The 21,443-nt window shown below is 64.4% G+C and carries 19 protein-coding genes, 1 other RNA gene and 1 pseudogene; 15 read left to right on the forward strand and 6 right to left on the reverse strand.

Translation table 11 applies throughout. The features are described 5' to 3' along the window. Positions 1-96 precede the first annotated feature (96 nt). The 4 genes and pseudogenes from AB3X89_RS09180 to trxA form a co-directional block, all read right to left on the reverse strand. Positions 97-930 (reverse strand): zinc-dependent peptidase, encoded by an 834-nt coding sequence (locus AB3X89_RS09180; protein WP_368582887.1) that lies wholly within the window; start codon positions 928-930, stop codon positions 97-99. Positions 931-944: 14 nt separating this feature from the next. Then, positions 945-1,254: pseudogene (locus AB3X89_RS09185) on the reverse strand (MFS transporter); the annotation flags it as partial. A gap of 162 nt (positions 1,255-1,416) precedes the next feature. Then, positions 1,417-2,685, reverse strand: coding sequence for a transcription termination factor Rho (gene rho, locus AB3X89_RS09190; RefSeq protein WP_008921615.1), 1,269 nt, complete (start codon positions 2,683-2,685; stop codon positions 1,417-1,419). 284 nt (positions 2,686-2,969) lie between these two features. After that, a complete protein-coding gene (trxA, locus tag AB3X89_RS09195) occupies positions 2,970-3,296 on the reverse strand; it encodes a thioredoxin TrxA (RefSeq protein WP_013089343.1) in 327 nt (108 codons plus the stop codon). A gap of 508 nt (positions 3,297-3,804) precedes the next feature. Between trxA and ffs the strand changes: the two genes are divergently transcribed. The 8 genes from ffs (at position 3,805) to AB3X89_RS09235 (ending at position 12,159) form a co-directional block, all read left to right on the forward strand. Beyond that, positions 3,805-3,903, forward strand: an RNA gene (gene ffs / locus AB3X89_RS09200) — signal recognition particle sRNA small type. Between the two features lie 182 nt (positions 3,904-4,085). Further along, the gene (locus tag AB3X89_RS09205; protein WP_368582888.1) at positions 4,086-6,590 is read left to right on the forward strand and encodes a DNA polymerase III subunit gamma/tau; all 2,505 of its coding nucleotides are present in this window, start codon (positions 4,086-4,088) and stop codon (positions 6,588-6,590) included. Between the two features lie 73 nt (positions 6,591-6,663). Further along, positions 6,664-6,990, forward strand: coding sequence for a YbaB/EbfC family nucleoid-associated protein (locus AB3X89_RS09210; protein WP_008923976.1), 327 nt, complete (start codon positions 6,664-6,666; stop codon positions 6,988-6,990). 140 nt (positions 6,991-7,130) lie between these two features. Then, complete coding sequence (gene recR / locus AB3X89_RS09215; protein WP_018418135.1) at positions 7,131-7,727, forward strand: recombination mediator RecR; 597 nt, start codon at positions 7,131-7,133, stop codon at positions 7,725-7,727. 155 nt (positions 7,728-7,882) lie between these two features. Next, positions 7,883-9,124, forward strand: coding sequence for a CaiB/BaiF CoA transferase family protein (locus tag AB3X89_RS09220; RefSeq protein WP_368582890.1), 1,242 nt, complete (start codon positions 7,883-7,885; stop codon positions 9,122-9,124). Positions 9,125-9,283: 159 nt separating this feature from the next. Next, positions 9,284-10,321 carry an ABC transporter substrate-binding protein gene (locus AB3X89_RS09225; protein WP_368582891.1) on the forward strand — a complete coding sequence of 346 codons (1,038 nt, stop codon included), beginning with the start codon at positions 9,284-9,286 and terminating at the stop codon, positions 10,319-10,321. Between the two features lie 128 nt (positions 10,322-10,449). Further along, positions 10,450-11,262 carry an ABC transporter ATP-binding protein gene (locus tag AB3X89_RS09230; protein WP_176108651.1) on the forward strand — a complete coding sequence of 271 codons (813 nt, stop codon included), beginning with the start codon at positions 10,450-10,452 and terminating at the stop codon, positions 11,260-11,262. 72 nt (positions 11,263-11,334) lie between these two features. Next, positions 11,335-12,159, forward strand: coding sequence for an ABC transporter permease (locus AB3X89_RS09235; RefSeq protein ID WP_368582892.1), 825 nt, complete (start codon positions 11,335-11,337; stop codon positions 12,157-12,159). Positions 12,160-12,237: 78 nt separating this feature from the next. On the opposite strand, the gene AB3X89_RS09240 is transcribed toward AB3X89_RS09235, so the two are convergent. Next, a complete protein-coding gene (locus AB3X89_RS09240) occupies positions 12,238-13,212 on the reverse strand; it encodes an NADPH:quinone oxidoreductase family protein (protein ID WP_368582894.1) in 975 nt (324 codons plus the stop codon). Positions 13,213-13,437: 225 nt separating this feature from the next. On the opposite strand from AB3X89_RS09240, the gene surE reads away from it, so the two are divergent. The 6 genes from surE (at position 13,438) to rlmD (ending at position 19,828) form a co-directional block, all read left to right on the forward strand. Next, positions 13,438-14,196 carry a 5'/3'-nucleotidase SurE gene (surE, locus tag AB3X89_RS09245; RefSeq protein ID WP_013089351.1) on the forward strand — a complete coding sequence of 253 codons (759 nt, stop codon included), beginning with the start codon at positions 13,438-13,440 and terminating at the stop codon, positions 14,194-14,196. Next, the gene (locus tag AB3X89_RS09250) at positions 14,193-15,404 is read left to right on the forward strand and encodes a protein-L-isoaspartate(D-aspartate) O-methyltransferase (RefSeq protein WP_368582896.1); all 1,212 of its coding nucleotides are present in this window, start codon (positions 14,193-14,195) and stop codon (positions 15,402-15,404) included. Before surE ends, AB3X89_RS09250 begins: the two co-directional genes overlap by 4 nt. Before the next feature lie 5 nt (positions 15,405-15,409). Then, positions 15,410-16,360: a peptidoglycan DD-metalloendopeptidase family protein gene (locus tag AB3X89_RS09255; protein ID WP_368582897.1), complete on the forward strand. Its 951-nt coding sequence runs from the start codon at positions 15,410-15,412 to the stop codon at positions 16,358-16,360. A gap of 11 nt (positions 16,361-16,371) precedes the next feature. Then, positions 16,372-17,460, forward strand: a complete 1,089-nt coding sequence (gene rpoS / locus AB3X89_RS09260; protein WP_368582899.1) for an RNA polymerase sigma factor RpoS — start codon at positions 16,372-16,374, stop codon at positions 17,458-17,460. Between the two features lie 4 nt (positions 17,461-17,464). Beyond that, positions 17,465-18,241, forward strand: coding sequence for a 3'-5' exonuclease (locus tag AB3X89_RS09265; protein WP_368582901.1), 777 nt, complete (start codon positions 17,465-17,467; stop codon positions 18,239-18,241). Between the two features lie 156 nt (positions 18,242-18,397). Beyond that, positions 18,398-19,828, forward strand: a complete 1,431-nt coding sequence (gene rlmD, locus AB3X89_RS09270) for a 23S rRNA (uracil(1939)-C(5))-methyltransferase RlmD (protein ID WP_368582902.1) — start codon at positions 18,398-18,400, stop codon at positions 19,826-19,828. Between the two features lie 91 nt (positions 19,829-19,919). On the opposite strand, the gene AB3X89_RS09275 is transcribed toward rlmD, so the two are convergent. Further along, the gene (locus tag AB3X89_RS09275; RefSeq protein ID WP_013089357.1) at positions 19,920-20,780 is read right to left on the reverse strand and encodes an outer membrane protein assembly factor BamD; all 861 of its coding nucleotides are present in this window, start codon (positions 20,778-20,780) and stop codon (positions 19,920-19,922) included. Between the two features lie 38 nt (positions 20,781-20,818). Between AB3X89_RS09275 and AB3X89_RS09280 the strand changes: the two genes are divergently transcribed. Next, on the forward strand, positions 20,819-21,443 hold a 625-nt coding region (locus tag AB3X89_RS09280; protein WP_368582904.1), incomplete at its 3' end, for a S4 domain-containing protein.

Here is a 21,443-nt window from a genome sequence, read left to right on the forward strand (position 1 = left end):
GTCGAAAAACCGCGATTATGCCAGAAAATCAGTCCCTTGGCGATTTTTCTGCCACCAGATTCTATTGTGGCGCAAGCGGCGCCGGTTCGCAGCGTCTCAAACCGGCGTGAATGTCAATCCGACGCGCGCTGGGTCTTGCCGGTAGTAGCGCGCGAGCAGCCGGTAGAGTTCCGGATACTCCGCCTCGAACGCTTGCGGCTTCACGAACAACGCCTCGCTGCACACGGCGAAGAATTCCGACGGATGGTCCGCCGCATACGGATCGATCAGCGACTCGCGTTCGAAACGCGTCCAACGTCGCTCGGGCACAGCGTCGACTTTCGCGCAGAAATGATCGTATGCGTGGTCGAACACGTCGGCCCATGCCTGCGTATCGAGCGGCGAGTGCCAGCGGCGCATCAGCGGTGGGTGGCCATCCGCTTCGCCGTTCAACATGTCAATCTTGTGCGCGAACTCGTGGATCACGACGTTGTATGCGTCGCTGCCGTCGGTCATCTGCGCGTCTTCCCACGACAGCACCACCGGGCCGCCTTCCCACGCCTCGCCACTGGCGTCGTGTTCGATCTCGTGCACGACGCCGTCTTCGTCCTCGACGGTCTTGCGGATCACGAACTCGCCCGGATAGACGATTACGCCAACCCAGCCGCGATACAGATCGAGGCTGAGGTTCAGCACCGGCAGGCACGCCTGCGCGGCGATGGCGACCGTCATCGCGTCGGTCAGTTCGAGTTCGTGCGCGGTCGAGAATTCCTTCTGCGCGAGGAAGAGACTCGTCAGTTCGCGTAGCCGCGCGAGATCGGGGGCTTCCAGATGCGTGAGAAAGGGCAGACCAGCGAGTGTTGCCTGCCACAAGGAATCGTCGATCGCGTAATCGCGCAGCGCGCGCTCGCGACGCCGTGTGCCCAGCCAGTTCGTGAGTTTCGACAGCATGCTTGAGCCCACCTTCAGTCGATCTGTTTTTGCCACGCGGCGAACAGGCCGCCGCATATCGCGACGCCGATCAGAAAATCGAAGCCGTCGAGCGACGCGAGGAAATTGGCCTGCTGTGCGACCAACCGGCTGATCGACGCGATTCGCGAGCGTGTTCTGGTAGACCGGATTGTACGGATTCACGGACGCCGCGAGGCGACTTTGATGCAGCGCGAGCCGGTGCTGGTCGATGATGATCACCGAGGCAGTCGCGAAGGAGATGGTCAACTGCCGCACGATGTTCTTCAACCGGTAGCCGTGCATGGACTCTTCGATCGCGAAGATAGCTGGCGAAAAACGAGAACGTCGCGTTGTGCGAAATTGTCGAGACTGGTGACGCCGCATTGTCCAGGTGGGCGGGCGGCGAAAAAAAACCGCTCGCAATCTGCGAGCGGTTTTTCATGCGATGCAGTTGCCGGCGACTACGGCCAGCACGAACGTCGCGCGTTAGCTGCCGCCACCACGACGCATCATGTCGAAGAACTCGGAGTTGCTCTTCGTCTGGCGGATCTTGTCGAGCAGGAATTCCATCGACTCGACTTCGTCCATGTCGTGAATGAACTTGCGCAGCACCCAGATCTTTTGCAGCACTTCGGGCTTGATCAGCAACTCTTCGCGGCGCGTGCCCGACTTGTTCAGGTTGATCGACGGGTAGACGCGCTTCTCGGCGAGACGGCGCTCGAGGTGCACTTCCATGTTGCCGGTGCCCTTGAACTCTTCGTAGATCACGTCGTCCATGCGGCTGCCGGTTTCGATCAGCGCCGTGCCGATGATGGTCAGCGATCCGCCTTCCTCGATGTTGCGCGCCGCGCCGAAGAAGCGCTTCGGACGCTGCAGCGCGTTCGCGTCGACACCACCCGTGAGCACCTTGCCGGAGGCCGGCACCACCGTGTTGTATGCGCGCGCGAGACGTGTGATCGAGTCGAGCAGAATCACGACGTCGTTCTTCATTTCGACGAGGCGCTTGGCCTTCTCGATCACCATTTCGGCGACCTGCACGTGACGCGCAGCGGGTTCGTCGAACGTGGAGGCGATCACTTCGCCTGCCACCGAACGCTGCATTTCTGTCACTTCTTCCGGGCGCTCGTCGATCAGCAGCACGAACAGCACGACGTCGGGATGGTTCTGCTTGATTGCGTGCGCAATGTGCTGAAGCATCACGGTCTTGCCCGACTTCGGCGAGGCGACGAGCAGGCCGCGCTGACCCTTGCCGATCGGCGCGATCATGTCGATGATGCGGCCCGTGACATTCTCTTCGCCACGCATTTCACGTTCGAGCAGCAGCACCTTGTTCGGGTGCAGCGGCGTCAGGTTTTCGAACATGATCTTGTGCTTCGAGGCCTCCGGCGGCTGGCCGTTGACCTTGTCCACCTTCACCAGCGCGAAATAGCGCTCGCCGTCTTTCGGCGTGCGCACTTCGCCTTCGATCGTGTCGCCCGTATGCAGATTGAAGCGGCGGATTTGCGACGGGCTGATGTAGATATCATCCGTGCTGGCGAGGTAGGACGTTTCAGGCGAACGCAGGAAGCCGAAACCGTCCGGCAGCACTTCGAGGGTGCCGTCGCCGAAGATCGTGTCGCCCGCTTTGGCTCGTTTTTTTAGAATGGCGAACATCAATTCCTGCTTGCGCAGGCGGTTCGCGCTTTCGATCTCGAGGCCATTGGCCATCTCGATCAATTGGGACACGTGCAGAGTCTTAAGCTCGGATAAATGCATACGGAGAACCCGCAGGAGAAGGTGCGACGAAATGAAATCTGGGAGGAGGGTGAGCGGAACCGCTCAAAGACTTACACGTCTTTTCGACGTTTTCTGGATTCTAGCATAGCACACGCCAATTTCCGCCAGTGCGGCGGAGTGGCATCTTTGTCGTAAAGCGTGTTGCCGGCTGACAACACGCTCGACCAGCGGGCGCGGTGATATGCATGCACCGATGCGCCCGATTCCTGACGGCTCGCGGCGGGCGATGAACCCGCGAGCGCCGCGAGGTACTTCTGTATGTATTACAGGTTGCCGTCGAGGAACGCTGTGAGTTGCGACTTCGACAGAGCGCCGACCTTCTGAGCGGCGACGGCGCCATTCTTGAACAGGATCAGCGTGGGGATGCCGCGCACGCCGAACTTGACCGGCGTGGACTGATGCTCGTCGACATTGATCTTCGCGACTTGCAGGCGATCGGCGTAGTCCTTCGCGACTTCGTCGAGGATCGGCGCGATCATCTTGCAGGGACCGCACCATTCGGCCCAGAAATCGAGCAGCACGGGTTTATCGGATTTCACGACGTCCTGTTCGAACGATGCGTCGCTAATATGCTTAATTTGTTCGCTCATTTATGAATACCTCTGTCGGTTCGAGGCCCGCCTGAATTGCTCGCCACGATACGTCAAAAACCGGGAAAATTTCCGTTCGCTATGCCGCATCCGGAGACTTGCCGCGCATGGCTGTGAAAATCAGAAAAACCGTCTGAAAAAACGCCGGGTTTTCACGGAATGCGCGGAAAGAGTCGCGTATGCGGGTCTTTCAACTGGCAGTGTAGCTTAATTCGCTATGCGTTGCCGATGGCGATAGTACTCATCAGGTCAGTGTGGCCAATAGGTCGCCGCCGCGGCGTCGGCCGGTGTCTGCGGCTCACGGATGCCGCGTTGCAATCTAAATGGTGGCGGGCCCGACGAACTCAAGTGCCTCGCGTGGCGGGCGGCGTCGCGGCGCTGCGAGCTCGTCGGGCGGCGCGCAGGACGCGGGTGTAAACAGTACGAAGCCGTTCGAGGCGGAGCGTCGTTCGCGTTTTGCGCGTATCAACAGTCGCACAATGCGCGCGGCAATGATAGAATCTTTCGTGACGGGCCTCCTCGCATGGAGGGATGGTCAACCTGGTCAGGTCGGGAACGAAGCAGCCACAGCCGTTTTCCACCAGTGCCGAGGGTCGGGCTCGTCACCTTCCGTTTGCTTTTTTCTCCACGGCCGTTTTCTCGGCTTCTCTGCAGTTTCCCCGCAGTCATTCTCAGCTTCCGTATTGATCGTTCGCCGTATTCGGATGGCGCATCGTCGTGGCCGTGTCGCGCGTTCGCGCGTCTTGCCGAATCGGTTTTGCGCGCCATTGTTACTGATACAATTTCCGGATGACCTATCAAGTTCTCGCACGCAAATGGCGGCCGAAGGATTTTGCTTCGCTCGTCGGACAGGAGCACGTGGTGCGCGCGCTCACCCATGCGCTCGACGGCGGCCGTCTGCACCATGCCTATTTGTTTACAGGTACGCGCGGCGTCGGCAAGACCACGCTGTCGCGTATCTTCGCGAAGGCACTCAATTGCGAGACCGGCGTGACGTCGACGCCGTGCGGCGTGTGCCGTGCGTGTCGCGAGATCGACGAAGGGCGCTTCGTCGATTACGTCGAGATGGACGCGGCGAGCAATCGCGGCGTCGATGAAATGGCCGCGCTGCTCGAGCGCGCGGTGTATGCGCCCGTCGATGCGCGCTTCAAGGTCTACATGATCGACGAAGTGCACATGCTGACGAACCACGCGTTCAACGCGATGCTGAAGACGCTCGAAGAGCCGCCGCCACACGTCAAGTTCATCCTCGCGACCACCGACCCGCAGAAGATTCCGGTCACCGTGCTGTCGCGCTGTCTGCAGTTCAATCTGAAGCAGATGCCGGCCGGCCATATCGTGTCGCATCTCGAACGCATTCTCGGTGAAGAGAACGTGCCACACGAGGCGCAGGCGTTGCGGCTGCTCGCGCGCGCGGCCGACGGTTCGATGCGCGACGCGCTGTCGCTGACCGATCAGGCGATCGCCTATTCGGCGAACCAGGTCAGCGAAGACGCGGTGCGCGGCATGCTCGGCGCGCTCGACCAAAGCTATCTGATCCGTCTGCTCGACGCGCTCGCGCAAGGCGACGGCGCGGCAGTGCTCGCGGTCGCCGATGAAATGGCCTTGCGCAGCCTGTCGTTTTCGACGGCGCTGCAGGATCTGGCGAGCCTGCTGCATCGGATCGCGTGGGCGCAGTTCGCGCCTTCGTCGGTGCTCGACGAGTGGCCGGAGGCGGCCGACTTGCGCCGCTTCGCCGACACATTGAGCGCCGAGCAGGTGCAACTGTTCTATCAGATCGCGACGATCGGCCGAAGCGAGCTGGGCCTCGCGCCCGACGAATACGCGGGCTTCACGATGACGCTGCTGCGTATGCTCGCGTTCGAACCGGCGCCGACGGGTGGCGGTGGCGGGGCGGCGGGAGCCGCTGGCACGCAGACCGGTGCGGCCGGCGCCGGTGCGAAGCGTTCTGGTGCACCGACGGTTGCCGCGCTGCGCGCGCTGTCGCCTTCGTCGGCGACGGCCATGGCAGCCGCTGCGCCGACTCGTGCAGTTCCGGTGGGCGTTGCCGGCGAGGAGCAGGACGATGCGATGAAATTGGCTGTGCCGGTTGCAAAGCCGATCGCTAAGCCCACGGCCGACACCGCGCAAGCTGAAGCAGCGCGCGTGACAGACGCACCGGCTATGCCCGCACGTCCGCTGGCACCGTGGGAAGATGCGCCCGCGAATGACGGTGCCGCGATCGCCAGTTCGACTGCGCCGGTCTCGAACGAATCTTCTGAAATTGCGCCTAGGTCCGAGCCGAGCGCGCTGACCCGCGCGGAAGAGACCGCGCCACCGGAACCGGAAGCGCGCCAGGAATTGACTGCCCCTGCTTCAACGGCGGCACCGGCGGCCTCGGCGGCCTCGGCCGAATCCGCGCCGCGTCGCGCAGGCGGCGCGAGCGCCGCGCTCGACGTGCTGCGCAACGCCGGCATGAAAGTATCGTCCGACCGCGGCCGCGCCAATACGCCCGCGGCCGCGAAGCCGGCCGCGCCGGTCGCCCCAAAACCCGCCGCGCCGCGCGTGGTCGTGCCGGTGCCGACGCCCGGTGCGCCCCGCCGCGCGTCGCAAGACAGCGCCGCTCAGGCTGCGCCCACTCGCGACGCCCGCAGCGACGCCAGCAACAACGCGCAACAGAACAGCCCGTCGAGTGCACCTTGGGACGACATGCCGCCCGACGACTATATGCCACTGTCGGCCGCAGACGACGCGTACTTCATTCCGCCAGACGACAACTTCGTGCCAGTGTTCGACCGCGGCCCCGACGACGTCCGCATGGACGGCCCGGCCGCGCAGGCCGCCGCACCGGCGCCGGTCGTCGATACGCGCCCGCTGCCGCCCGCCGTGCCGCTCGATCCGCTCGGTTTCACCGGCGACTGGCCCGCGCTCGCGGTCGATCTGCCGCTGAAGGGCATCTCGTATCAGCTTGCGTTCAACAGCGAACTGATGGCGCTCGAAGGCAAGACGCTGAAGCTCAACGTGCCGGTGCCGCAATACGCGGAAACGTCGCAGGTCGCTAAACTGAAAGCAGCGCTCGTCGAGCGGCTCGGCCAGAACGTCGACGTGCAGGTCGAAGTCGGCCCGGCGCGCCGTACCGCTGCCGCGCACGACGCGAAGTTGCGCGCGCAGCGCCAGCAGGAGGCCGAGCGCGAAATCAGCGCCGATCCGTTCGTGCAGTCGCTGATTCGCGAGTTCGGCGCGAGCATCGTGCCGGGCTCGATCCGCCCAATTACCCCGGATGCCGCCCCGAACGGCGCGGCGCCGGCCCACTGATCCATCGTTCGCGGCGTCGTCGCAGAGCGGCGCCGGAATGCCAGATTTCACGCTATCTAGAAGGAGCACGTCCATGATGAAAGGCCAACTCGCCGGGCTGATGAAGCAAGCCCAGCAGATGCAGGAAAACATGAAGAAGATGCAGGAGCAACTCGCGCAGATCGAAGTCGAGGGGCAGTCGGGTGCCGGTCTCGTCAAGGTGACGATGACCTGCAAGAACGACGTACGCCGCGTGTCGATCGACCCGAGCCTGCTCGCGGACGACAAGGACATGCTGGAAGATCTCGTCGCCGCCGCGTTCAACGACGCCGTACGCAAGGCCGAGGCGACCGCGCAGGAAAAGATGGGCGGCATGACCGCCGGCCTGCCGCTGCCGCCGGGCTTCAAGCTGCCGTTCTGAATCTGCTCTGATTGAGACCCGGCTGAGCGGTTGAGCGCCGCGGCGGTTCATTGCCGCGGTGCGAAAGCGCGCCCCGCTCCGCCACCACTTCGCATCCCGATTCGCCTACCCGAGCACCATCCACGTCGACGCCGATCCGCATGAAACAACCTTCCGCCCTGTCGGCGCTCGTCGAAGCGCTGCGTGCGCTGCCCGGTGTCGGGCCGAAGTCCGCGCAACGCATGGCGTATCACCTGATGCAGCACGATCGCGAAGGCGCCGAAAAGCTCGGCCGCTCGCTGCTGTTCGCGACCGAGCATCTGCGCCACTGCGAAAAGTGCAACACCTTCACCGAAGCGCAGATCTGCGAGGTCTGCCTCGATGAGGAGCGCGATCCGTCGCTGCTGTGCGTCGTCGAAACGCCGGCCGACCAGATCATGCTCGAACAGACGATGACCTATCGCGGCCTCTATTTCGTGCTGATGGGGCGGTTGAGTCCGCTCGACGGCATCGGCCCGAAGGAGATCCATTTCGACCGGCTCGTGAAGCGAGCGTCGGATGGCGTCGTCAAGGAAGTCGTGCTGGCCACCAATTTCACCAACGAAGGCGAAGCTACCGCGCATTACCTCGGACAGACGCTGAAGGCGCGCGGCCTTGCCGTCACGCGTCTCGCGCGGGGCGTGCCGGTGGGCGGCGAGCTCGAATATGTCGACGCGGGCACGATCGCGCGCGCGATGCTCGACCGTCGTTCGATGTAGCCACGCGGCTTGTTGGCCGCCGCGGCACCCGTGAAGCCACGCGTCATCGCCAGCCGTGATGCAGACCGCGCGCACGGCGATACAAAACAATGCAACCCACTTGCAGGGGACCAGAGTAAGCGCTGTGCACCAACTCTGGCCGACAAAGGAGACTCATGAGCGCCAACCCCGATTCAGGCGCGAGCACCGCACCGCATGACGCACGCGGTCCGCTCGCCGGCGTCAAGGTGCTGGAACTCGGTACGCTGATCGCCGGGCCGTTCGCCGCGCGTTTTCTCGGCGAATTCGGCGCCGACGTCATCAAGATCGAAGACCCCAAAGGCGGCGACCCGCTGCGCAAATGGCGCAAGCTGTATCCGGAAGTGGGCGGTACGTCGCTGTGGTGGGCCGTGCAGGCGCGCAACAAGAAGTCCGTCACGGTCAACCTGAAAGCCGAAGAGGGCAGGCAGATCGTGCGGCGGCTCGCGAAAGAGGCCGATATCGTCGTCGAGAATTTCCGGCCCGGGCTGCTCGAAAAGCTCGGGCTCGGCTACGACGTGCTGTCCGCCGAGAACCCCGGCCTCGTGATGGTGCGTCTGTCGGGCTACGGCCAGACCGGGCCGTATCGCGATCGGCCCGGCTTCGGTGCGATCGCCGAATCGATGGGCGGTCTGCGCCATATCACCGGCTATCCGGACCTGCCGCCGCCGCGCATCGGCATTTCGATCGGCGATTCGATCGCTGCGCTGCACGGCGTGATCGGCGCGCTGATGGCGCTGCATCACAAGCAGGTGAACGGCGGCAAGGGGCAGGTCGTCGACGTCGCGCTGTACGAGGCCGTCTTCAACATGATGGAAAGCGTGGTGCCCGAATACGGCGTCTACGGGATGGTGCGCGAGCGTACCGGCGCGTCGCTGCCGGGCATCGTGCCGTCCAATACGTATCCGTGCCGCGACGGCAGCATCGTGATCGGCGGCAATAGCGATCCGATCTTCAAGCGGCTGATGATCGCGATCGAACGCGACGATCTCGCGAACGATCCGGCGCTCGCGCATAACGATGGCCGCGTGCCGCGCACGCAGGAAATCGACGCCGCGATCGCCGCGTGGCTGTCCACGCGCACGATCGACGAAGCGCTCGCGGTGCTGAACGCGGCCGATGTGCCGGTGGGCCGCATCTACAGCGTCGCCGATATGTTCACCGATCCGCAGTTCATCGCGCGACAGATGATCCAGCGGTTCAAGTGGCAGGACGGCAAGGAAATCACGCTGCCCACGGTCACGCCGAAGCTGTCGGCGACGCCCGGCGAGACGCGCTGGCTAGGGCCGGAACTGGGTGAACATACCGATGAAGTCCTTCAATCACTAGGTTATGATGCTGACGGCATCGCGCGGTTGCGGGCGCAACAGATCGTCTGATGCGCACAATGCAACGCATTGAGAAGAGCGCTTAAAGCGCCGCGCTGACGGACGATCCGCGCCGCGCGACCGGCAAGCCACACACCAAGCTCAAGCGCGTGCGCAATGCGCACACGGGCGGTGAAAGGCCGGACTAAAAAAATCTGGAGACAACGGACCATGCAACGCAGAACCTTCCTCGCAGGCGGTGCGGCGCTCGCGGGCGCCTCGCTCGCGGCCACACCGTTCGCTTTCGCGCAGGCCAAACCCGAGACCACCAAGGTCGCCATCGCGGTCGGCGGCAAGAACCTGTTCTACTACCTGCCGCTGACGATCGCCGAGCGCCGCAACTACTTCAAGGACGAAGGGCTTGAAGTCGAAATCTCCGACTTCGCGGGCGGCTCGCAGGCGCTGAAGGCGGCCGTCGGCGGTAGCGCCGACGTGGTCTCCGGGGCATTCGAACACACGCTGCTGTTGCAGGCGCAAAAGCAGATGTTTCGCGAATTCGTGCTGCAAGGCCGCGCGCCGCAGATCGTGCTCGCGGTATCGAAGAAGACGATGCCGAACTTCAAATCGATCGCCGATCTGAAGGGCAAGAGGATCGGCGTGACGGCGCCGGGTTCGTCGACGTCGATCATGGCCAGCTTCGTGCTCGCGAAAGCCGGGCTCAGTCCGAAAGACGTCGCGTTCATCGGCGTGGGCGCGGGTGCCGGTGCGATCGCCGCGCTGCAGTCCGGGCAGATCGACGCGATCGCCAATCTCGATCCGGTCGTCACGCGCCTCGAGCGCGCCGGCGAAGTGCGCGTCGTGTCGGATACGCGCACGCTCGCCGATACGCACACCGTGTTCGGCGGCGATATGCCGGCGGGCTGCCTGTACGCGTCGCAGTCGTTCATCACGAAGAACCCGAACACCACGCAGGCGCTGACCAATGCGATGGTGCGCGCGCTCAAGTGGCTGCAGAACGCGAGCGGCAGCGAACTGATCAACACCGTGCCGGAAAGCTATCTGCTCGGCGACCGCGCACTCTATCTCGACGCGTGGCAGCACGTGCGCGAAGCGATGTCGCCCGACGGCCTGATGCCCGCCGACGGTCCCGCGACGTCGCTGAAGACGCTCAAAGCGTTCGATCCGATGATCCGGAACGCGCAGATCGATCTGTCGAAGACTTGGACCAACGACTTCGTGAAGAAGGCGCTGACGACCGTCAAGGCGTAAACGATGCGGCGCGCGCGTAGGTGTATCGAAGAGGACGTGGGCCGGGCGATTCGCCTTGTCCACGCCCACCGCCTTCAGCGTCGCCGCCACAACTCCCCGCAAACCCGATCCCTGAAGCGAGCCGTACGATGACCGTTGCTGCCCTGGCGCTCGAAAACATCACCTGCACGTTCGCTGCGCGCGACAACCGCGCGCAGCGCTACACAGCGGTCAAAGACACGACGCTGCGTATCGAGCCGGGCGAGTTCGTGTCGGTGGTCGGGCCGACTGGCTGCGGCAAGTCCACGCTGCTGAACATCGGCGCGGGGCTGCTGCAGCCGTCGACGGGCGCGGTCAGCGTGTTCGGCGAGAAGCTCGATGGCCTGAATCGCCGCGCGGGGTACATGTTCCAGGCCGATGCGCTGATGCCGTGGCGCTCGGCGCTCGACAACGTGATGGCCGGCCTGTCGTTTCGCGGTATGTCGGCCGCAGACGCGCGCGCGAAGGCCGAAGAGTGGTTAAAACGCGTCGGACTCGGCGGCTTCGGCGACCGCTATCCGCATCAGCTGTCGGGCGGCATGCGCAAGCGCGTCGCGATGGCGCAAACACTGATCCTCGATCCCGACATCATCCTGATGGACGAGCCGTTTTCCGCGCTGGATATTCAAACGCGGCAGCTGATGGAAAACGAACTGCTGGATCTCTGGGCCGCGAAGCGCAAGGCGGTGCTGTTCATCACGCACGATCTCGACGAAGCGATCGCGATGTCCGATCGCGTGGTCGTGCTGTCGGCCGGGCCCGCCACGCATCCGATCGGCGAGTTCCGGATCGATCTGCCGCGGCCGCGCGATGTCGCCGAAATCCGCTCGCATCCGCGCTTCGTCGAATTGCACGCGCAGATCTGGGGTGTGCTGCGCGATGAAGTGCTCAAGGGGTATCAACAGCAGCTCACCGCTGTTTGAGTGTGCCGCGCATCCCTGCATGCGTATTTAAAGAGAAGACGCGTTCAACAATCGTCCAAGGCAATCCAAGTCATGTGGAAGACGTTGCGCCCAAACCGGGCGAATCTGGTGATCTGGCAGTGGCTGCTGCTCGTGCTGTGCTTCGTGCTGTGGTACGTGCTGACGAGTCCGACGCTGATGCCGCCGTTCTATTTCGACGATCCAAACAAGGCGGCCTTCTTCTTCGGCGAGCCGCAGAAAGTGCTGCAGCGGATCTGGGAGTGGTTCACCGGCGGCGAGATCTATCTGCACCTGTGGATCACGCTCGTCGAGACAGTGCTCGCGTTCGTGTTCGGCACCGCGATCGGGCTCGGCGTCGGCCTGTGGCTTGCGCTCGCGCCGACCGCGAGCGCGCTGTTCGATCCATACGTGAAGGCCGCGAACTCGATGCCGCGCGTGATTCTCGCGCCGATCTTCGGCGTATGGTTCGGCCTCGGCATCTGGTCGAAGGTTGCGCTCGGCGTCACGCTGGTGTTCTTCATCGTGTTCTTCAACGTCTACCAGGGCGTGAAGGAAGTGAGCCCGGTCGTGCTCGCGAACGCGCGCATGCTCGGCGCGAACCGCAAACAGCTGCTGCGCTTCGTGTATCTGCCGAGCGCGATGAGCTGGGTGTTTTCGAGCCTGCATACGTCGGTGGGGCTGGCGTTCGTCGGCTCGGTGGTGGGCGAGTATCTGGGCTCGGCGCGCGGCGTCGGCTATCTGATCCTGCAGGCCGAAGGCACCTTCGATATCAACACCGTGTTCGCGGGCATTCTGGTGCTCACCGCGTTTGCGCTGATTCTCGACGCGATCGTCGGGATCGCGGAGCGGCGTTTGATGAAGTGGCAGCCGCGCACCGGCGATACCGAGAAGCTGTGAGCGTGGATCGCAAGCGGCGCGGCGCCCGAAATCGCCTTCGGGCGCCGCGCCGTTTTTCATGCTGCCTGATTGGTTGCACTACGGCGTGATCACCACCTTGCCGATCACGCGACGCTCGGCCATATCGCGCAACGCGCGGCCGGTGTCCTCGAGCGAATAGCGGGCCGATACGTAAGGCTTGAGCTTGCCTTCGCGAATCCAGCCGGTCATCTGCTCGAATGCCGCGCGGTTGCGCTGCGGCTCGCGCCTGGCGAAATCGCCCCAGAACACGCCGACCACGCTCGCGCCCTTGAGCAACATCAGGTTCAGCGGCAGCTTCGGGATCTCGCCGTTGGCAAAGCCGACCACCAGATAACGCCCCCGCCAGCCGATGCTGCGAAACGCCGGTTCCGCATACACGCCGCCGACCGGGTCGTAGATCACATCTGGGCCTTTGCCGTCGGTGAGCGTCTTGATGCGCTCGCGCAGATCCTCGCTGCTGTAGTTGATCGTAGCGTCCGCGCCGTGCTTGACGCAGGTCGCGAGCTTCTCGTCGCTCGATGCCGCCGCAATCACGCGCGCGCCGAGCGCCTTGCCGATTTCGACCGCAGCCAGCCCGACGCCGCCAGCCGCGCCGAGCACGAGCATCGTCTCGCCAGCCTGCAGCGCGCCGCGATCGACCACCGCGTGATGCGAGGTGCCATACGCGAGCGTGAACGCGGCCGCGAGTTCGAACGACACATCGTCGTCGAGCGGCACGCAGGCCGCGGCGGGTGCGAGCGCCTGCTCGGCGAAACCACCGGAGCCGGTGAACGCCGCCACGCGAGAACCCGGCTTGAACTGCGTGACGCCTTCGCCCACCGCGCGCACGATGCCCGCGGCTTCCGAGCCCGGCGTGAACGGCAGCGGCGGCTTGAACTGGTATTTGTTCTCGATGATCAGCACGTCGGGAAAATTGACGGCTGCGGACTTCACGTCGATCACGACGTGGCCTGGCGGCGGTTCGAGATCCGGCAGGTTATCGACGACCAGGCTCTCGGGCGGCCCGTACTGCTTGCAGCGAATCGCACGCATCGTGTCTCCATATCGTTCAGGGTTCGCAACGGTTTCGAGTGTAAAGCAAAGCGCACGACCGTACGATTTATTGCGCTGCGGGTTGCGACGCAAGGCAGCATCTTTGCGCTCGACGCAAGCATCCGCGCACCTGAAAAACACCAGCTCGCACGACGCTCGTGCACGCCACGCCGACACCCCGAGCATGCCGTTCGCGTGCCATCTTTCCTCGGTTACAATCGGCGCATGCGAATCCTACTCAGCAACGACGACGGTTATCTGGCGCCGGGCCTCGCCGCGCTTTACGAAGCGCTGAAGCCGATCGCCGACGTCACCGTGATGGCTCCCGAACAGAACTGCAGCGCCGCGTCGAATTCCCTGACGCTGTGGCGGCCGCTCTCGGTCCTGCGTTCGGCGAATGGCTTCTACTACGTGAACGGCACGCCGACCGACTCGGTGCACATCGCACTGACCGGCATGCTCGACCATACACCGGACCTCGTCGTGTCGGGTATCAACAACGGCCAGAACATGGGCGACGACACGTTGTATTCCGGCACCGTTGCGGCCGCCACCGAAGGCATCATGTTCGGCGTGCCGGCCATAGCGTTTTCACTGGTCGACAAAGACTGGGTGCATCTCGAAGACGCGGCGCGCGTTGCCGCCGAAATCGTCGCGCATTATCTCGAACGGCCGTTGCCGGGGCATCCGCTGCTGAACGTCAATATTCCTAACCTGCCGTATGACCAACTGCGCGGCTGGGAGATCACCCGACTCGGCAAACGTCATCCGTCGCAGCCGGTGATCCGCCAAACCAATCCGCGCGGCGAACCGATCTACTGGATCGGCGCCTCGGGCCAGGCGCGCGACGCGAGCGAAGGCACGGACTTCCACGCGGTCGCGAACGGCGCCGTGTCGATCACGCCGCTGCAGCTCGATCTGACTTACACGCAAATGCTGCCCGCGGCGCGCGACTGGCTACGCGCCGGGAGCGGCAGTTCATGACCGGCGAGCGCGCGAAGCGCTTTCCGCTAGGTCTCGAGGACCTGGTGCGCGAACCGCGCCGGCCCGAGGGACGTCCGGGGGAGATGCGCGCGGCGGCGCTCGCGGCGAGCGCGGCGTTGAATGCGCGGCAGCAGTCGGCGAAACCGACGCAGGGCGGCGCGGCCGCACGAGCGCAAGCGAGGACTTCCGGTGCTGCCCAATCCACGCCGACGACACGACCCCAGGTGATTCCCCAGGCGAAGACGCAAAGCACTACGTTGGGCACGCCAACGGGAACCACCGGTGCGATGCCGCCGAAGCCGCAGGCCGCGCCAGTCGCAAAGACAACGGCGAATTCGTTGTCCGGTGGATTGGCGGGGCAGCCTGTCAAGCAAGCACCGAAGTCGTCGGTCAAGCCAGGCAAAACCTCGACGCATGCGTCTGCACACAGCGCACGTCCGACACCATCACCACTTCAGCCGCAACTGCAGCAAAGCGCGAAACCCGCGTCGAACGCCGCGCTAGCCGGTGCAATGAGCGGCGCATTCGGCGGCGCGAGCAGCGGCGCGATGAACAACGCCCTCGCGCTGACCTCGGAACGGGTTCGCGAACGCATGGTCGAACGCCTGCGAGCCAATGGCGTCAGCGACCAGCGTGTGCTGAACGCGATGGCGGCGGTGCCGCGCCACATGTTCGTCGATCCGGGGCTTGCGGCCCAGGCGTACGAAGATGCCGCGCTGCCGATCGGTCATCACCAGACCATCTCGAAGCCGTCGGTGGTCGCGCGGATGATCGAACTCGCGGCGGCCGGGCGCGCGCTGAACACGGTGCTCGAAATCGGCACCGGTTGCGGCTATCAGGCAGCGGTGCTGAGCCAGGTCGCGCGCGAGGTTTATTCGATTGAACGCATCAAGCCGCTGTCCGAGCGCGCGAAGACCAATCTGCGTCCGCTGCGCATTCCGAATATCCGGCTGCACTACGGCGACGGTCGGCTCGGCTTGCCGTCGGCGGCGCCGTTCGACGCGATCGTGATCGCGGCTGCCGGGCTCGACGTGCCGCAGGCATTGCTCGAGCAGCTTGCGATCGGCGGACGTCTGGTTGCGCCGGTCGGCTCGCAGGAAGGACAGAGCCAGGTGCTGACGCTGGTCGAGCGCCTCGGGCCCGCGCAATGGCGCGAGTCGCGGCTTGATCGCGTTTTCTTTGTACCCTTAAAATCCGGAGTGATTTGACACCGATGAGTATGTTGCGCGCGATGCAGAGAACCACCCCGAATACCCCCCTGACCGTAACCCAGCGCAGCGTGTGCGTGCTCGCCTTGCCCCTGTTGATGACGGCCTGTGCATCCCGGCTCGACCAGGCGCCCGTCGTCGACCGCTCCGGCGGCGGCGTGCTCTCCACCGCGCAGGGCGCGGCGCAACCGGCGGTGCCGCTCGGCCCGCCGCCGCCCGGTTACTATCGCGTGAAGCCGGGCGATACGCTGTACCGCATTGCGCTCGAGAACGGCCAGAATTACCGCGACATCTCGACGTGGAACAACCTGACCAATCCGAATCAGATCGAAGTCGACCAGTTGCTGCGCGTCGTGCCGCCGGGTGCGAATACCGCGGCCATGACGCCGGGCGTGTCGACCGCGCCGATCGGCAGCTCGGGCGCGGTGCAAAGCGCGCCACTGAACAACAACGCACCGGCCGCGGTCGGCGCCGCGATGCCGCCGCTCTACGGCGGCGCGACGAACGGAACGCCCGCGAATGGTGCGGTAGCTGCGCCTGCGGCCAATTCCTCTGCGGCGAACGCCGAGCTCGGCAGCGCGGCGGCGGGCAACGTAGCATTTGCATGGCCGGTGCGCGGTCCGCTGCTCAACACCTTCAACGACTCGACCAATAAAGGCGTCAATATCGGCGGCTCCGCGGGCGAGCCGGTTAAAGCGTCGGCCGATGGTCGCGTCGTTTATGCCGGAAATGGGCTGCGTGGTTACGGCAATCTCATTATCATCAAGCATGATGCAACTTATCTCACCGCGTATGCACACAACCGCGCTTTGATGGTAAAAGAGGGGGACGCGGTAACGAAAGGGCAGAAGATCGCTGAGATGGGCAATAGCGATTCCGACCGCGTGATGTTGCATTTCGAAGTTCGCCGACAGGGTAAACCAGTCGACCCACTGAAGTATTTGCCGCCGCAATAAGCGATACGACCATGCCGAAATCGAAGCGCCGCCCGCCGCAAGCCGAGTCTGAGACGATCAGCGAAGTCACGTCCGCCGCAGTGGACGAAAGCGGCGCTTCGGAAGTGGAAGAGGAGATCGTCGAGGAGCGCGATCTCGACGAACGCCAGAGCGGCCTCGACGACAGCGAGGGCGCCGACGCGCGCGAAAGCACCAGCGACGCGCTGCCCGACGCCGACGACTTCCGCGCACTGCTGCAGGCCGAACTCACGGCCGACACGATCCAGCATTATCTAAACCGCATCAGCGTGAAGCCGCTGCTCACCGTCGAGGAAGAGCAGAAATATTCGCGCCTTGCCAAGGCCGGCGAGTTCGAAGCGCGGCAGGTGATGATCGAGCGCAATCTGCGGCTGGTCGTCAGCATTGCCAAGGGTTATCTGAATCGCGGCGTGCCGCTGCTCGATCTGATCGAGGAGGGCAATCTCGGCCTGATGCACGCAATCGAGAAATTCGATCCGACGCGCGGCTTCCGTTTTTCGACTTACGCGACGTGGTGGATTCGCCAGAGCATCGAGCGCGCGATCATGAACCAGGCGCGCACCGTGCGCTTGCCGGTGCATGTGATTCGTGAGCTCAACCAGGTGTTGCGGGCGAAGCGCCATCTGGAAAAGAACTCGATGAATTCGGGGGAAGCCGCCGAGCGCCGCGACGCGAGCATCGACGACATCGCCTATCTGACCGGCAAGACCACCGACGAAGTCACCGACATCCTCGCGCTGAACGAGCACACCGCGTCGCTCGACGCGCCGCTCGACCTCGATCCGGCGAGCAGCCTGCTCGATCTGCTGTCGGACGACCAGAGCCAGTCGCCAGACGCCGAGGTGCAGCATCGCGAGCTCGAAACGCTGACACGCGCATGGCTCGCGCGTTTGTCGGACAAGCACCGCCATGTGATCGAGCGGCGCTTCGGTCTGAATCATATCGAGCCCGCCACGCTCGAAGAGCTGGCCGACGAAATGGGCCTCACGCGCGAGCGTGTGCGCCAGATCCAACAGGAAGCGCTGGTGCGACTGAAGCGCTTCTTCGCCTCAAACGGTGTCCGCAAAGACGCCGTTCTCTGACCTGATGACACCGATTCTTGTTTTCGACATCGAGACGATTCCCGATGTCGCCGGCATCCGCCGTCTTGAAGATTTGCCCGCGTCGATGAGCGACGCCGAGGTCGCCGAGCACGCGTTCGCCGCGCGCCGCGAAAAAACCGGCAGCGATTTTCTGCCGCATCACCTGCAACGGGTCGCGGCGATTTCCTGCGTGTTTCGCGACAACAACGGTTTTCGCGTGCGCTCCCTCGGCACGCCCGAGGACGGCGAGGCGACGCTCGTGCAGTCTTTCTATCGCGTGATCGAAAAGTACACGCCGCAACTCGTGTCGTGGAACGGCGGCGGTTTCGATCTGCCGGTGCTCAACTATCGCGCGCTCGTCAACGGCATCCCCGCCTATCGGTTCTGGGATGTCGGCGAGGACGACCGCGACTTCAAGTGGAACAACTACATCAGCCGCTACCACGCGCGCCATACCGACCTGATGGACGTGCTCGCGATGTACCAGGCGCGCGCCAACGCGCCGCTCGACGCGCTCGCGAAGATGTGCGGCTTTCCGGGCAAGATGGGGATGGACGGCAGTCAGGTGTGGCAGGCGTTCCAGCAAGGCCGCATCGAGGAAATCCGCAATTATTGCGAGACCGACGTCGTCAATACGTACCTGCTGTATTGCCGCTTCCAGCTGATGCGCGGCGGCTTTTCGCCGTCGGAGTATGCTGATGAGATCAACCTCGTGAAGAACGCGCTCGCGCTGGAAACCGCGCCACAGTGGGCGGAATATCTGGCGGCGTTCGAGCCGTAAGGGCGGCGCGCGAGTAGGGCGTCCGCCGGGGCGCCGCGCTGCAATCCGGGCCGCGATATGGACACGCTCCGGGCGCGGTCCACGCCACGCCACTGGCAAGCCCGGCGCTTCGTCTACAATCTCGCCTTTCCCCATAGTTTGCCAGGAAGTCCGCAGGTGTCCCGAACTGCCCCCCAACGTCGCTCGCCGCGGCGCTCATCGAAGCATGCCAGGGCGCACGCCCCGGCGCCGGCGCCCGCCATTACCGGCAACGAACCAGTCATCGAAATCGTTTCGCTCGATATGGAAGCGCGCGGCGTGGGCCGCACCGCGGGCGAAGACGGCACGCCAGGCAAGGTCGTGTTCGTCGAAGGCGCACTGCCGGGTGAACTCGTCAGTTATTCGACGCATCGCAGCAAGCCGAAATTCGAGCAGGCCGAAGTCGTTCAGGTGTTCCGCGAGAGCGTGACCCGCACGACGCCGAAATGCACGTACTTCAACATCTGCGGCGGCTGCTCGATGCAGCATCTCGACATGCGCGCGCAGGTCGCGGTCAAGCAGCGTGTGCTCGAGGACAACCTGCAGCATCTGGCGAAGCTGCGCCCCGAAACGGTGTTCCGGCCGATTCACGGACCGTCCTGGGGTTACCGCTATCGCGCGCGGCTCGCGGTGCGCTATCTGCCGGAGCGCGGCGGCATGCGCATCGGCTTTCACGAGAAGAAGAGCAGCTATATCGCCGACATGAAGACTTGCGAGGTGCTGCCGCCGCATGTGTCGGCGATGCTGATGCCGCTGCGCTTCATGGTCCGCAAGCTGTCGATCTACGACCGTATGCCGCAGCTCGAGCTCGCGGTCGGCTCGTCGGTCACGGCGCTCGTCGTGCGCAACCTGGAACCGCTGACGGCCGCGGACGAGCAGGTGCTGCGCGAGTTCGCGGACGAACACAAGGTGCAGTTCTGGGTCCAGCCGGGCGGTCCCGACACGGTCACGCCGCTTTATCCGCTCGACGTGCAGCTCGACTACACGCTGCCGGAATACGGCATCCGCATGCCGTTCAAGCCGACTGATTTCACCCAGGTCAATCACGCGATCAACCGTGTGCTGGTGAGCCGCGCGTTGCGCCTGCTCGCGCCGGCGCGCACGGACCGCGTGCTCGACCTGTTCTGTGGGATCGGCAACTTCACGCTGCCGCTCGCGCGAATCTCGCGGGAAGTGGTCGGTATCGAGGGCAGCGAAGTGCTGACCCAGCGCGCGCTCGCGAACGCGGAGCTGAACGGCGTCGCCGGCCATACGTCGTTCGCGTGCCGCAACCTGTTCGAAGTCACCGCCGACGACCTGCGCGCGCTCGGCCATTTCGACAAGTTCCTGGTCGATCCGCCGCGCGAAGGCGCGCTCGCGATCGCGAAGGCGCTCGCGGAGATCGCCCAGAGCGGCAACGGGCCGCTGCCGAAGCGCATCGTCTACGTGTCGTGCGCGCCGGGCACGCTCGCGCGCGATGCCGGGCTGCTCGTGCATGAGGCCGGCTATCGGCTGGTAGGCGCGGGCGTCGTCAACATGTTCCCGCATACGTCGCACGTGGAATCGATTGCGCTGTTCGAGCGCGATTGAGTCTCGCCGCGCGCACAAACGAAAACGCCACGACCGAGCTCGTGGCGTTTTCGTTTTCAGACGACGGTCTATGCCGTCGGCGCGTGAGGCGTCAGAACTGCCACCACGACTTCGCGGTGCCGGGCCGTGCGTGGCCGGTCACGTACGGGCTGTCGGGGAAAGTGCCGGCCAGCACGCGGCGCGTGTCGTCAGCGAGTTGCTGGTTGTTCAGCTTCTCGTACGACAGAATCATGATATGCAGCGCGTCTTCGATGGCCGGCGCGTTCTTGTACTCGCGCAAGGCGAGCTGTGCGCGGTTGATGGCGGCGACATAGGCGCCGCGGCGATAGTAATAGTCCGCCGCGTGGACTTCGTGCGATGCCAGCGCATTCACGATGTAGCGCATGCGCTGCGCGGCGTCCGGCGCGTACTTGCTGTTCGGGAAGCGGTCCACCACGACCTTGAACGCGTCGTACGACTCGCGCAGCGATTTCGGATCGCGTTCGCTCATGTCCTGGCCCGAGAAGCGGCCGAACAGACCGAGGTCGTCGTTGAAGTGGATCATGCCCTTCAGGTAATACGCGTAGGCGATGTCCGGGTGATCCGGGTGCAGCTGGATGAAGCGGTCGATGGCCTGGTCGGCGGCGGCGTTTTCGTTGTCTTTCCAGTTGCAGTACGCGACGTTGATCTGCGCCTGCTGCGCGAAGTGGCCGAACGGGTCGCGGCCTTCGAGCAGCTCGAAATACTTCGCGCATTTGCCCCAGTCACCACCGGTCAAGGCGTCGTTCGCCTCCGTATATAATTTGTTGTTATTCCACGTTGCCGTTTCGTCGGTCTTCTCCGGCAGGCCGTGGCAAGCCGCAACAGCGACGACGGCCGCGGCGCACGCAATGTATCCGGCCACTTTCCGGGCCGCCTTCTTGATGGCCGCCAAATTGATCGCCGCTTCAGTGATGGTGTTCAAGGCTCGCATTTTCCAGTCTAGCTTTACGTCCAGGTGACCCAGATTCAATGACCCGCTCAAATACTCCAGGCACCGCAGGCGCCGGGAATAGCAACAAAGATTATAGCGTAAGCGCCGACCCGGCCGACGCGTTGGGCGTCGATTCCCTCGATGACGATTTCGCCGGCGACGCGCTCGCCGAAAGCGGTCCGCAAGGCTCCGCGGCCACGGCGGCGCCCGTGCCCGTGCGCGCGGCCGACGAACCGCCGCGCAGCGTCGTGGTGCCCGACGAACTGGCCGGCGAGCGCCTCGACAAGGTGCTCGCCAAAGTGTTCCCGGAGTTCTCGCGCAGCCGTCTGCAAAGCTGGATCGAGGCGCAGCGGGTGCGAGTCGACGGCAAGCCGGCGAAGATCCGCCAGCCGGTGCCGCTCGGCGCCACGATCGAGCTCGTGCCCGATCTGCTGCCCGAGCAGCTCGCGTTCACGCCCGAGCCGGTGCCGCTCGAGATCGTCTACGAGGACGACACGCTGGTCGTCATCAACAAGCCGGCCGGCATGGTCGTGCATCCGGCGGCCGGCAACTGGAGCGGCACCGTGCTGAACGGACTGCTGCACCGCTATGGCGAGGCCGCGGCGGGTCTGCCGCGCGCGGGCATCGTGCACCGGCTCGACAAGGAGACCTCGGGGCTGATGG

The organism is Paraburkholderia sp. BR14320, from assembly GCF_040948665.1.
Lineage (GTDB): Bacteria > Pseudomonadota > Gammaproteobacteria > Burkholderiales > Burkholderiaceae > Paraburkholderia > Paraburkholderia youngii.

Coding starts and splice junctions, on each gene's coding strand:
- AB3X89_RS09240 (WP_368582894.1), bottom strand. CDS start 13,212: ATGCGTGCGATTCGCTGCAAGCAGTACGGGCCGCCCGAGAGCCTGGTC.
- rho (WP_008921615.1), bottom strand. CDS start 2,685: ATGCATTTATCCGAGCTTAAGACTCTGCACGTGTCCCAATTGATCGAG.
- AB3X89_RS09205 (WP_368582888.1), top strand. CDS start 4,086: ATGACCTATCAAGTTCTCGCACGCAAATGGCGGCCGAAGGATTTTGCT.
- AB3X89_RS09250 (WP_368582896.1), top strand. CDS start 14,193: ATGACCGGCGAGCGCGCGAAGCGCTTTCCGCTAGGTCTCGAGGACCTG.
- rpoS (WP_368582899.1), top strand. CDS start 16,372: ATGCCGAAATCGAAGCGCCGCCCGCCGCAAGCCGAGTCTGAGACGATC.
- AB3X89_RS09225 (WP_368582891.1), top strand. CDS start 9,284: ATGCAACGCAGAACCTTCCTCGCAGGCGGTGCGGCGCTCGCGGGCGCC.
- AB3X89_RS09220 (WP_368582890.1), top strand. CDS start 7,883: ATGAGCGCCAACCCCGATTCAGGCGCGAGCACCGCACCGCATGACGCA.
- trxA (WP_013089343.1), bottom strand. CDS start 3,296: ATGAGCGAACAAATTAAGCATATTAGCGACGCATCGTTCGAACAGGAC.
- AB3X89_RS09210 (WP_008923976.1), top strand. CDS start 6,664: ATGATGAAAGGCCAACTCGCCGGGCTGATGAAGCAAGCCCAGCAGATG.
- recR (WP_018418135.1), top strand. CDS start 7,131: ATGAAACAACCTTCCGCCCTGTCGGCGCTCGTCGAAGCGCTGCGTGCG.
- AB3X89_RS09180 (WP_368582887.1), bottom strand. CDS start 930: ATGCTGTCGAAACTCACGAACTGGCTGGGCACACGGCGTCGCGAGCGC.
- AB3X89_RS09230 (WP_176108651.1), top strand. CDS start 10,450: ATGACCGTTGCTGCCCTGGCGCTCGAAAACATCACCTGCACGTTCGCT.
- surE (WP_013089351.1), top strand. CDS start 13,438: ATGCGAATCCTACTCAGCAACGACGACGGTTATCTGGCGCCGGGCCTC.
- AB3X89_RS09255 (WP_368582897.1), top strand. CDS start 15,410: ATGAGTATGTTGCGCGCGATGCAGAGAACCACCCCGAATACCCCCCTG.
- AB3X89_RS09275 (WP_013089357.1), bottom strand. CDS start 20,780: ATGCGAGCCTTGAACACCATCACTGAAGCGGCGATCAATTTGGCGGCC.
- AB3X89_RS09265 (WP_368582901.1), top strand. CDS start 17,465: ATGACACCGATTCTTGTTTTCGACATCGAGACGATTCCCGATGTCGCC.
- AB3X89_RS09235 (WP_368582892.1), top strand. CDS start 11,335: ATGTGGAAGACGTTGCGCCCAAACCGGGCGAATCTGGTGATCTGGCAG.